Origin of the sequence: Planktothrix sp. PCC 11201, from assembly GCF_900009135.1 — a bacterium.
Taxonomy (GTDB): Bacteria; Cyanobacteriota; Cyanobacteriia; order Cyanobacteriales; family Microcoleaceae; genus Planktothrix.
The window spans coordinates 71,878-84,515 of record NZ_LT797685.1; the positions used below are offsets into that span (position 1 = coordinate 71,878).

A 12,638-nucleotide genomic window follows, 5' to 3' on the forward strand; every position below is an offset into this window, starting at 1 on the left:
GCGTCAGTTCAACCAAAAGCTATTTTTTTCACCAGTTTCCCGAAAGTTGAGGTAATTTAAAGATCAACAATTTCAGGTAAGGGGTAGACGGTCTGCTATTATTTGGACAAGTTGATTGATAGAGTAGTCCGTTGAGGACTACCAAGGGTAAATTTGAAAGGGGTAGTGAAAGTCGGTTGGAGAGTTCAATGACAGGATTGTTCAAAGTCGGAGATACCATTATTACAGCAGAGGATTTGCCATCGCTGCTCAAGCGTTATCAGTTAATGCCATTATTCTTGCGAGAAGTGATTTTGGATCAAGAGATCGCTAAGATCACTTGTACAGAAGCAGAACAGGCGGCGGCCATCGAACGATTTGAAAGTCAACACCAACTTACTTCCCCGGAAGCAAAAGCAGCTTGGTTAGCAGCCTATGATATGACCCCAGAACAACTTGTGGAAATGGCAGAACGCCCGGTAAAAGTTGAAAAATTTAAACAAGAGATGTGGAGTGGTCGAGTCGAGAATTATTTTCTGACTCGCAAAGGTGGTTTAGATCAAGTTGTATATTCTTTAATTCGGACAAAAAATCCTGGCTTGGCTCAAGAACTCTATTTCAGAATTGCGGAGGGGGAAAATTCCTTTGCTGAGGTGGCCCGGGATCATTCCGAAGGGCCAGAATCTCGATCTGGGGGTGTTTTAGGGCCAGTTCCGGTATCCCAACCCCACCCGGCAATTAGTAAACTGTTATCGGTGAGTCAACCCGGTCAACTGTGGGCACCGCGCCCCTTGGCGGAATGGTTCGTGATTATTCGGCTGGAAAAATTCCTTCCCGCCCAGTTAGACGAATCCATGCGTCGCCGTATGATCGAAGAAATGTTTGAAAATTGGCTACGAGAGCAAATGGCTCAAGTCGGCTCCCTACAACCTGTTCGCACTTCAGTGTCTTCTGCGTCATGACAACATCCGCCGTTTCTCAATCCCAAATTCAGACCTTCCTGGCTGAAACGACTCCCTTTGATCGACTCTCGGAGAAGGCACTTCAGAACCTGTTGCCCAAATGCCAACTCCTGGGCTATCGTACCGGACAACCGATCTTTGAGCGGGATAAATTGCCAACTCAAATCACTGTAATTTATCAAGGACAGGCTCGATTGCTGGGTTTTGATCCCAGGGCGCAACGCCATGTGAGTTTGGGCTTGCTCGGAGCCAGGGAAATTGTCGGTTGGGGGGGGTTAATTCGAGGAGTTCCTTGTGAAACCGCGATCGCTTCAACCGACACAATTTGTATTACCTTGTCGGCTGCGGATTTTCTGCAATGGGTGGTAAAAGAACCGACTTTTGGAGAAGCCTTCCGGGATCAAGCCGGGTTGAGCGAAGTTTTTGACCTGTTAAGCCAACATCTACAGGCCCAGGCCGTTCCGGTTAACAATATTAAAAATTTAGCAGTTGATCTGGGGCAGGATGCCGTTGTGCTGAACTTGGCGGCGGGTAGCCGGAAAACCAAGGAATTGACTGGCCTACTTGATCCCCAACGAATTTGGCTAGTCAGTAGTGGGACTTTGGGTGGTTTTGCCCCAGGTAGCCGGGTTTTATTAGAAGAAAGTAATCCATCCTATAAGCTCGAAGGGCCCCAGGGGGTTCGGTTAGTGGGGTTGCGAGAACCGGTTTATGAAGTCGAAACCTCAGTAGAAACCTCCGATGCAGAGGTGAGTGTTCAAGACTCCAATAACGGCAACGGTAATCGCACCATCGATCTATCGGCGGTGACTTCGGCTCCTGAAGTCCCCCCCACTCCAGAAACCAATGTCCCGAAATCGGCTCTGAAGTTTCCTGTGGTCAGGGGCAGAGGCAAAATTGACGCGCCCCTAGCCTGCTTCAATATGATTGCGAAGTTCTTCGGCATTAGCTTTAAGAAAGATATTGTCCGTCGAGTTTTAGATAATCAGTTAGCAACGGTCGGTAATATTAGTTTGCAGGCTTGCGGGGCCGTGACCCAAATGCTGGGAATCAATGCTCAGTTAGTCCAGGTGCCATCTAAAGCTATTGGTCGCCTCAAAGCCCCAGCCATGGTGGTCTGGAAAGATAGTTTTGCCATTCTCTATAGCATTACCGAACGGGAAATCATCCTAGCATCCCCGGAAAAGGGTTTGGCCCGGATGCGTCCAGGGCAGTTTGCGGAAATTTGGGGGGAGGAAGGACAGGTACTGCTGTTACAAGCGCCCCGAGTTGACCAAAAAGAACAATTTAGTTTCTGGTGGTTTCTCCCGGCCTTGATGGAGCATCGAGCAACATTTGTTGAGGTGTTGCTGTCTTCGTTTTTCATCCAAGTGTTCGGTTTGGTCAACCCCTTGGTCAGTATGGTGATCATCGATGCGGTGATCGGACAACAGAACCTAGACGCCCTGAATATCCTGGGGATTCTGCTGTTGGGGTTTGCGCTGTTTGAAGGGTTATTGACGGCATTACGAACCTATCTGTTTGTGGATAGCTCCAACCGAGTTGATATCAAACTGACGGCGGAAATTATCGACCATATGTTGCGGCTGCCCTTGGGCTACTTTGATAGTCGCCAGGTCGGGGACTTGATGAGCCGTTTTAACGAGTTGGGAAATATCCGTAACTTCCTAACGGGGACGGCCTTAACAGTGGTTTTGGATGCGGTGTTCTCGGTGGTCTACATCGCTGTGATGTTCGCCTTGAGTCCAACTCTGACTCTGGTGGCTTTAGCTCCTCTACCCCTATTTGCTGGAATTATCTTCATCTTCTCCCCGATTATTATGCGGTTAATCCGCAAACGGGCGGGTTTAGCCGGAACCTCCATGGCCTATATTGTGGAAGTTATCAGTGGAATTCAAACTATTAAATCCCAAACCATTGAATTAACAGCCCGTTGGCGGTGGCAAGGAATGTATGCCCGTTTCATGAGTGCGAGTTTACAAACCACTCTCACCCAAACGGCCGCGGGAACGATGAGTGACTTCCTGAATAAAATTGGGGGGATTGCCCTGTTATGGGTGGGAGCCTATCTGGTGATTGAACAGAAGTTGACCATCGGGGGACTAATTGCCTTTCGGATTATCTCGGGAAACGTCACCGGCTCGTTATTACGCTTTATTAGTGTTTATCAACAGATCCAAGAGGTATCGATTTCGGTGGAACGGTTGCGGGATATTATCGATACCCTTCCTGAAGCCGATGAAGCCGATCGCAATAATATTCCATTACCAGAAATTGAAGGGTCAGTTACCTTTGAGGAGGTGTCTTTCCGATTTAATCCCACCGGGCCACTGCAACTGGCTAATATAAATTTAGATTTTCCCTCAGGGTCATTCGTGGCAATTGTGGGGTTAAGTGGATCGGGTAAAAGTACCCTGATGAAGTTATTACAGCGTCTATATGCTCCCCTATCGGGACGAATTTTAATTGACGGCTACGATATTAATAAAGTCGAACTCTATTCTGTCCGCCGTCAATTGGGGGTGGTGTTGCAAGATACCCTCCTATTTAACGGAACGGTTCAGGATAATATCGGTTTGAGTAACCCCGAAGCCAGTAGCGACGAAATTATTCGGGCGGCTAAAATTGCTGCGGCTCACGATTTTATTATGGGCCTTCCCAATGGTTACAATACCCAGGTCGGAGAAAGGGGATCGGCTTTATCGGGGGGACAACGACAACGGGTGGCCATTGCCCGCACAGTATTACAAAATCCTAAACTGTTAATTTTGGATGAAGCCACCAGTGCCCTAGACTATCAATCGGAACGGGCTGTAATCAATCACTTAATGGACGTCTTTCACGATCGCACGGTGTTTTTTATTACTCACCGTTTGAGTGCCGTCAAAAACGCGGATGTAATTATTATGATGGATCAAGGGTCTGTGGTTGAGCAGGGAAATCATGATGAGTTAGTTGCCCTGAAAGGACGCTATTACTGCCTGTATCAACAACAGGAAGCCCCCTAATACAGTCATCAGTTACCAGTTATCAGTTATCAGTTTAAGAGTTATCAGTTTAAGAGTTAGGAAGCAGTTACAATTGCTCTCAATTAGTAAAAATCTTGATTTTATTTCTTTCACTGATAACTGATTACTTTTTACTGACCACTGTTTAGAGTTAATTTCTGATTACTAATAACTCTAAACAGGTTCTTTCCTTCACTGATAACTGATTACTGATAACTGATTACTGATTTTGTTGTTTACTAATTACTATTTATGAAATCTGTATCCCTTGTTGATCAACCGGTTATTCTTGAGAAACCCGCGATGTGGTCTCATCTTTTTCTCTGGATGATCATGTTAATTACCACTTCAGGTGTGGTTTGGGCTTATTTTTCTCAGATTGAACAAACGGTTCCCGCCGTAGGTGAACTCGAATATAAAGAAGGTGCTAGGGAAATACAAGCCCCAACCACCGGAGCCGTAGTGAGATTGCACGTTGAAAATGGAGATCGGGTTCAGAAAAACCAACCGCTTTTAACCTTTAGTCCGACAAACCCCAGTGCGGATATTAAATCTTTAGCTAAATTGCAAGGGACTCTTAATCAAGAAAACGAATTCTATAAGAATATTATTCAGGGAAATGGTCGAGGAACTTTACCCCCTGAATGGGAAACCATGGTTAAAGATCGAGATACCCGAATCCAAGAAAATCAAGTTTTGAATTCTTTGATTAATGAACTTTATAATAATCAAGGTCGAACAGTTAATTATAGTTCCGCTCAGGGGGGTTTAGTGACTAATTACCGAGCGGAATATCAATCCCGGGTGTCTGCGGTGGAAGGACGAATTATTGAATTTAACAAACAACTTGAACAGACAGAAAATTTGATTCGAGCAACGAGAGAACAGGTTCAATACGCAACCAATCAAATTCGCTATTCCGAAGAACAATTAAATTCAGCCCGGGATCAACTTAATAAGTCTCAAGAGGGTTTAGATCTAAACCAATCTATTTTGGGTCAAATTGCGCCTTTAGTGGATGAAGGAGCCATGTCTGACCTCAATAAAAAACGTCAGGAACAGGAGGTTTTGAAAAGTCAAAATGAATTTTTACGACAACAGGATCAAATCACCACCCGTCAAAGTGAAATTAATGCTCGTAAAGGTGATGTGGAAAAACAACAAGCTGAAATTAAACGATTAGAAGATGAAAAACAAAAAGTTCTAGCCTCTATTGAACGAACTCAACAAGAATTACAAAATACGAAAGATGCTTGGGCAAAAGACCTGTATCTTCGCATTGAGGAAAACAAAAAACAGATTGCTAGTATTGACTCTCAACTGAGTCGATATAAACTGGAAAACGAAAAACGATTAGGCGATGTTAATGCTCAACTGGAAAAGGTTGAAGAACAGCGTGATACTCAAGTTTTACGTTCACCGGTGGCGGGAGTAATTTATGATTTAAAACCCTCAACCAAACAGAATTCTGAAGTCGATATGACCAAGGATGACATTTGCAATTATGTGAATCAGCAAGTGTTAAAATCAGGTGATCCAAAAATGAAGCGTTGTAATGAGGCTTATTATGAAGCCCAACAAACGGAAAAATTGATGCAAATTTTAGCCGATGATAAGGGACTTGGGGGGACAATTTTTATTAAAAATACGGATTTGGCTTTAGTTTTAAATGCCTTACGGGTCAAACGTAAATTCTTACAGCCCTATGATGGAAAAACCGTGGCTGGAGAAGTGATTGAATGTAAAGCAGAAAAAGATTGTATTTGTCCAGATTCTCCAGAAGCTCGATCAGAAATTGGGATTACTGATGCAGATTGTATTCCCGTGGAAGTTACCATTGATGCTTTTCCCAATGATCAGTTTGGGATGGTTTCTGGACAGTTAAAATGGTTGAGTCAAGACGCGATTAAACCTGACCCAGAAAAAGGCCGTCAGTATTTTTCGTTTAAAGGAAAAGTGAAATTGGATAAACAAAGCTTTGTCTTAGATGAGGATAAGAATATTAAGATTGGTTTGCAGTCGGGGATGTCCGTAAATACTAAGATTAATGTCGGTAAACGCTCGGTGTTAGACATCTTCTTAAACCGCTTTACTGGTCGGATCAACAGTATTACAAACTTGAAGTAATTTTAATCAGTGTAGAGACGCGCCATGGCGCGTCTCTACTAGTTATCAGTAAGAGTTAAGAATTGATAGTTAATGGCTCAAAAATCTTCCTCTTTTGTCGCTTTTCCTGCTGTTATTTTATGGCTAATGTATTTAATCCCGATCTTGGGGGTAACGGGATTTATTATTTGTTTTGGGGTGAATGTTCCTTTTTATGATCAGTGGGTTGTACCTGCTTTATTTGAAAAAACAGCCACGGGAATATTACAATTTCAAGACTTATTTGAACTCCATAATAATCATCGTATTCTATTTCCTCGCTTAATTTTTATTGGTTTAGGATTTATTTCAAGTTGGAATATTAAATTAGAGCTTTTTTTGAGTTTAGGATTGGCAATACTAACCTTTATATTGTTGTATAAAATTTCTGTTAGTAGTTCAAAAAATCAAAACTATTTCTTTCATTTTAACAATTTATTAACAGCTTTAATATTTTTCTCTTTAGCTCAATCGGAAAACTGGCTTTGGGGATTTCAAATTGCTTTATTTTTAATCAATTTTTGCGTAATTTTAAGTTGTTTTATTTTAAATAATAATAAAATTCAGCCTAAAACAAAGCTATTACTGGCTGCGATTTCCTGTTTAATTGCTACTTTTTCATCATCCCAGGGTTTAATGAGTTGGTTGGCTTTAATACCTGGGGTTATAGTGATTTCAGCATCAGGTCATCAAAGAAAAAAATACCTAATTTTTTGGATAACTTTATTTGCAATTTCCAGTTTAATTTACTCCATCGGATACACTCAAGAACCCAAAACGATCAATCTTTCTCTCCTAGAAAAGTTATTGGCTCTGATTCAATTCTTTTTTAATGTGATTGCTGCACCCCTAACAAATTCTCAAAATTTCAGTATGTGGATTGGAATAATTATCATCTTAAATTTTATTTTTTTAGGAAGTTACTGTTTAATTAATCTAAAAAATAAAAAATATTTAATAAAATTATGCTCTCCTTGGTTTTCGATTGGAATATTTTCTATCCTATGCTCAATTTTAATAACATTAGGTCGTTATAATTATGGAGCAAACTATGCAATTTATACTTCTCGATATACCACCCATTCTTTACTATTAATTATTGCTGTTATTCAACTTTGGTTTATAATTATTTCAGAGGATAATTTTTTCAAGCGAAATTATTACCCGAAACTCATTTATAGTTTTGTTGGGGGAATTTTAGTTTGTTTAATTGGGGTAAAATCAGAAATAGCGATCGCTCAAGCTCAAACGGATGTCATTAATAAACAACGGGGAGAAACCTGCTTAGAACTCATTAACTATTTAGAAGACTCAAAATTCTTTAAAACCCATCCTGAACGCTGCTTATTAAGATTAAGTAAAACCACTTGGTGGATTCAAGATGGAGTGAAACAACTCCAGAGCGTTAACCTTAGAAATTGGGCAAATCATATCACATTTAAAACAGAATCAGAACAACTTTATGGTTATATTGATTTTCCATTATCCAGTGATCAACCTTTAAAACTCAAGCCCCAAGATTCCGTCACCTTCAAAGGATGGGCTATTTTTCCTCAGCAACAAAATCAACCCCAACTCGTCTTTTTCTCCAGGGGAAACCAACGCTCTTTTTTTGCCCAAGCTAATATTGGTTTGAATAGTCCCGATATTGCTCAAGTCTTGGATTCTACCCTCTATAATTATGCGCGATGGGAAGTTACAATTCCTACTGTACAATTGCATAATGGTTTGGGAAACACAACGGTTAAAGCTTGGGTCTATAATCCTAACGGGAATGAATTTATCCCGTTGAAGGGAGAAGTTAAGATAATTTTTGAGAAAGACTAACCCTTTCTCGATTGACCCTTAATTTAGTTTTCATCCAGAAGCAACAATTTGGTACAATGTTTAGTCGCTGACACCGTTTAACCTAAATATGAATATTATTCCAACTTCCATTCCCGATGTTTTCATCATTGAACCCAAGGTTTTTGGGGATGAGCGAGGCTTTTTCTTTGAGAGCTTTAACCAGAAAATATTTACTGAAAAAACGGGAATTACCTTAGAGTTTGTACAAGATAATCATTCCCGTTCTGTGAAAGGAGTTTTGCGTGGTTTACATTATCAAATGCAACATACCCAGGGTAAATTGTTGCGGGTTATTGCAGGAGAAATTTTTGATGTGGCGGTGGATATGCGAAAAAGTTCTCCGCATTTTGGAGAGTGGGTCGGTTGCATTCTCAGTGCAGAAAATAAGCGACAATTTTGGATTCCCCCGGGATTTGCCCATGGCTTTGTCGTGATTTCAGATATTGCTGAAGTGTTATATAAAACCACCGATTATTATGCCCCGGAATATGAGCGTTCTTTGCTCTGGAATGATCCCGATTTAGGAATTGATTGGCCATTAGAAGGGATTACACCGATTTTGTCAGCCAAAGATCAAGCAGGTCAACCTTTAAAAACGGCGGAATTTTTCTCATGAAACCCATTTTACTGATCGGAAAAGATGGTCAACTCGGTCAAGAATTGCAACCTTTCCTCGCTTCTAGGGGTTCATTAGTCAGTGTCGGACGAGATACCTTAGATTTATCCCAAACCCAAGAAATTGAACGGCTCATTCAGGAAATTCAGCCAGAATGGGTGATTAATGCCGCTGCTTATACCGCAGTAGATAAGGCGGAAAGTGAACCGGAATTAGCCCTAAAAATTAATGGCATTGCACCCGGTATTTTAGCTAAAACCTGTCAGCAATTAGACGCAACATTGATTCACATTTCCACGGATTATGTCTTCGATGGAACCCAAAGTCATCCTTATCTTGAAACCGATCCGACTCACCCTTTAGGTGTTTATGGAGAATCAAAATTAGCTGGAGAAATGGCAATTCAAGCCACCCAAGCTAAATTTGTAATTCTCCGAACCGCCTGGGTTTATGGTGTAGGTGGAACCGGAAATTTTGTGAAAACCATGTTACGGTTGGGCAAAGACCGGGAGGAAATTCGAGTGGTCAGTGATCAAGTGGGAAGTCCGACTTGGACGGGAGACTTAGCCCAATCTATTGTGCAATTAATGCCCCTTTTGAATGATCAAACCTACGGAATTTATCACTGTACAAATAGTGGTGTGACCAGTTGGTATGATTTTGCTATCGCCATTTTTGAAGAAGCCAAACTATTAGGTTTTCCCCTAAAAATTGAGCGCGTTATTCCTATTACCACCCCCGAATATCCAACGCCGGCTCGTCGCCCCGCCTATTCAGTTTTAAGTGGAAAAAAATTAGCAAATCTGCTGGGAAATCACCCCCCTCAATGGAGGCAAGGACTGCGAAAAATGTTACAGGAATTAACGATGTAGAGACGTTCCATGGAACGTCTCTACAGGATGTTTTCAGAAATTCTAAACTGATGAATTGTCTATTAACCCCTAACAATTAATTATGAAAGCACTAATTCTTTCCGGTGGAAAAGGAACAAGGTTACGTCCTTTGACCTATACCGGTGCAAAACAACTCGTTCCCGTCGCTAATAAACCGATTTTATGGTATGGAATTGAAGGAATTGTGGCGGCTGGAATTACAGAAATTGGGATTATTATTAGTCCAGAAACCGGAGAAGAAGTTAAAAATTTAACGGGGAATGGCGATCGCTTTGGGGCAAAAATCACCTATATTTTACAAGAACAACCCGCCGGACTCGCCCATGCAGTAAAAGTGGCTCAACCCTTTTTAGGAGATTCTCCGTTTATTATGTATTTGGGTGATAACTTAATTGAAAGTCAACTGAGTCAATTTTTTGAACGATTTAAACAGCAAAAATTAGATGCTTTAATTCTACTCAGAACCGTGAGTAATCCCAGTGCTTTTGGGGTCGCTGTTGTTGATGATCAAGGACGGGTTTTAAAATTAATTGAAAAGCCTAAAGTTCCCCCCTCAAATTTAGCTTTAGTTGGGGTTTATTTTTTTGATAAAACCATTCATCAGGCGATCGCTAAAATCAAACCTTCCGCTAGAGGAGAACTCGAAATTACCGATGCTATTCAACAACTGATTGATGATCGCAAAAGTGTTGAAGCTTGTACCTTAGAAGGCTGGTGGTTAGATACAGGAAAAAAAGATGATTTACTCAGTGCCAATCAAATTATTTTAGATTCCTGTATTACCTACGATGTTGCAGTGGAAATAGACGAAAAGAGTCAAATCCTGGGACGGGTTAAAATTGGTAAAGGTACAAAATTAATCAACTGTAGTGTGCGGGGGCCAGTGATTATTGGGGAAAATTGCCATTTAGAAAACTGCTTTATTGGGCCTTATAGTAGTATTGATAATCAAGTCACTTTAATTGATGCTGAAATCGAGCATAGTGTACTCTTGAGTGAAGCTAAAATTATTGGGATTAATCAACGTATTGTAGATACGGTAATTGGTCGTCGAGCTAGTTTAAGTACCGCCCCTCAACGACCTAAAGCCCTACGGTTTATGATTGGAGATGATAGTCAAATTGAATTAGCGTGATTTACTGGATAACGGTTAATTATTACTCCACCGAATTGATTCAAAGGTTAATCGATTCCATTGTAGAGACGTGCCACGGCGCGTCTCCACAGGGGATAAATTATCAAATAATTATCATTAATAATTCTCCCGATGATCTCTCTATTCATCGGTTAAAATCTCCGTCTATTTCAGTATTTGACGCACCCGAAAATATTGGATTTGGTCGAGCTTGTAATATAGGCTTAACTTGGGTTTATCAACAAGATTCTCAAGCTATTGTGTGGTTAATTAATCCTGATGCTTATTTATCTGAAAATTACCTATCTCCAGCAATTAATTTCTTTAAATCTTACCCAGAATTATCTATTTTAGGAACAGTTATTTATAATAATAAAGGAGAATTAGAGTTTACAGAAGGGCAATTTCACCGAAAAACAGGGATAATTAGGATCGGTAATCAATTATCAGAAATCTTGCAAAATCAACCTTATCAGTTAACAGAATGGGTATCGGGATGCAGTCTATTAATTAATTTGAAAAAATTTAGAGAATGTCCTCAATTTGATCCAAACTATTTTCTCTATTATGAAGATTTTGATTTCTGTTTAAGATATCTAAATCAAGGATATCAAATTGGGATTACTTCACAAATGCAAGTATTTCATGAAACTTCATCCATTACCCAGAGAAACCCTAACCTTAAACTTCAATACAGTATTTACAGTTACCTCCTCAGTCTTCATAAACATACCTCTAAAGCTGTTTCGCTCTACTGGTTATTTAGAATTAGTTTTATCGGTTTAATTACAATCTTAATTACTCCTCAAAAATCTTGGTATAAACTCAAAGGAGTTGTAAACTTTATTGTTAAAATATATCAGAAATAAGCTATTATAGATTTAGTAATATTTTCAATTATAGATTTTTTATGAGTAAATCACTCTTGATTAATTTATCCTTTTTAATTCCTAAACCTACGGGAATATCTATTTATGCCAGTCATATTTTACCCGCTTTAAAACCTTTGGAACCCACCTTATTAACTGCTAAAAAAAACCTCGATTATTCCTGTTATTCTGTTCCTAATAATATGACCCCCGACCAAGGAACAAAGGGACATATTAGGCGGTTGCTTTGGACACAATTTAAACTCCCTAAAATTTATCAGGAATTAAAGGGAAATTTGATATTTTCTCCCCTTCCAGAAGCTCCTTTATATTCAGGATGTCGGTCGATTGTCATGGCCCATGATTTAATTCCGTTACGGTTTCCGAGGCGAGGTTCTCGGTTAACTGCTTATTTTAAATATTATATTCCCCTAGTATTATCCCAAGCTGAACATATTGTCTGTAATTCTATCTCAACGGCGCAAGATTTAGTTCAATTTTTTAACATTCCAGAACATAAAATCACACCCATTCCCCTCGCCTACAACCCGCAGAGATTTCAATTTTTAGATTTGCCAACTCGCAATTATTTCCTATATATTGGTCGTCATGATGCGTATAAAAATCTATCTCGATTAATTAGGGCTTTTTCTAACTTTAAAAATTTATCCGAATACGAATTATGGTTCGCCGGCCCAACGGATGAAACCTATACCCCTGAACTTAAAAGGCAAGTTCAAGAGTTAGAATTAACTCAACAAATCAAGTTTTTAAATTATGTTCCGACCGATGAATTAACTACAATAATTAATCGAGCCATTGCTGTCGTTTTTCCCAGTCTTTGGGAGGGGTTTGGTTTCCCTGTTTTAGAAGCGATGGCTTGCGGAACTCCTGTAATTACCTCTAACCTATCTTCCTTACCTGAAGTGGGGGGAAAGGCGGCATTATATGTTAATCCTTATCAAGTAGAAGAAATTACAGAAGCCATGGAAACCCTAGCTAATAATACAGAAATGCGATCGCATTTAAGAGAATTAGGATTAGCACAAGTTCAACAATTTAGTTGGGAAAAAACCGGACAAGAAACAGCAAAAATTATCCAAAACTACTTATAGCAGTCGCCACATCTATTAGGACATTCTTGAAAGCTAAAAGCTGCTCACAGTAAGTATTTACCTATAGC

General features: G+C 40.1%; 9 protein-coding genes. All 9 read left to right on the top strand.

Annotated features, from left to right (window positions below):
• Positions 1 to 188: 188 nt before the first annotated feature.
• The 9 genes from PL11201_RS00745 to PL11201_RS00785 all read left to right on the top strand — a co-directional run bounded on the left by PL11201_RS00745 (position 189) and on the right by PL11201_RS00785 (position 12,570).
• Positions 189 to 941 (top strand): peptidylprolyl isomerase, encoded by a 753-nt coding sequence (locus tag PL11201_RS00745; RefSeq protein WP_079676743.1) that lies wholly within the window; start codon positions 189 to 191, stop codon positions 939 to 941.
• Positions 938 to 3,949, top strand: coding sequence for a peptidase domain-containing ABC transporter (locus PL11201_RS00750; RefSeq protein ID WP_079676744.1), 3,012 nt, complete (start codon positions 938 to 940; stop codon positions 3,947 to 3,949). Before PL11201_RS00745 ends, PL11201_RS00750 begins: the two co-directional genes overlap by 4 nt.
• Positions 3,950 to 4,201: 252 nt before the next feature.
• Positions 4,202 to 6,076, top strand: coding sequence for a putative HlyD family type I secretion protein (locus tag PL11201_RS00755; protein WP_079676745.1), 1,875 nt, complete (start codon positions 4,202 to 4,204; stop codon positions 6,074 to 6,076).
• A gap of 72 nt (positions 6,077 to 6,148) precedes the next feature.
• Positions 6,149 to 7,921: a hypothetical protein gene (locus PL11201_RS00760; RefSeq protein ID WP_079676746.1), complete on the top strand. Its 1,773-nt coding sequence runs from the start codon at positions 6,149 to 6,151 to the stop codon at positions 7,919 to 7,921.
• A gap of 88 nt (positions 7,922 to 8,009) precedes the next feature.
• Positions 8,010 to 8,558: a dTDP-4-dehydrorhamnose 3,5-epimerase gene (gene rfbC, locus PL11201_RS00765; RefSeq protein ID WP_079676747.1), complete on the top strand. Its 549-nt coding sequence runs from the start codon at positions 8,010 to 8,012 to the stop codon at positions 8,556 to 8,558.
• Positions 8,555 to 9,430 (top strand): dTDP-4-dehydrorhamnose reductase, encoded by an 876-nt coding sequence (rfbD, locus tag PL11201_RS00770; RefSeq protein WP_079676748.1) that lies wholly within the window; start codon positions 8,555 to 8,557, stop codon positions 9,428 to 9,430. The genes rfbC and rfbD overlap by 4 nt, the downstream gene beginning before the upstream one ends.
• A gap of 82 nt (positions 9,431 to 9,512) precedes the next feature.
• Positions 9,513 to 10,586, top strand: coding sequence for a glucose-1-phosphate thymidylyltransferase (locus PL11201_RS00775; protein ID WP_079676749.1), 1,074 nt, complete (start codon positions 9,513 to 9,515; stop codon positions 10,584 to 10,586).
• On the top strand, positions 10,583 to 11,455 hold the full coding sequence (locus PL11201_RS00780) for a glycosyltransferase family 2 protein (protein WP_079676750.1): 873 nt from the start codon (positions 10,583 to 10,585) through the stop codon (positions 11,453 to 11,455). The genes PL11201_RS00775 and PL11201_RS00780 overlap by 4 nt, the downstream gene beginning before the upstream one ends.
• 41 nt (positions 11,456 to 11,496) lie before the next feature.
• Positions 11,497 to 12,570, top strand: coding sequence for a glycosyltransferase family 4 protein (locus tag PL11201_RS00785; RefSeq protein ID WP_079676751.1), 1,074 nt, complete (start codon positions 11,497 to 11,499; stop codon positions 12,568 to 12,570).
• Positions 12,571 to 12,638 lie beyond the last annotated feature (68 nt).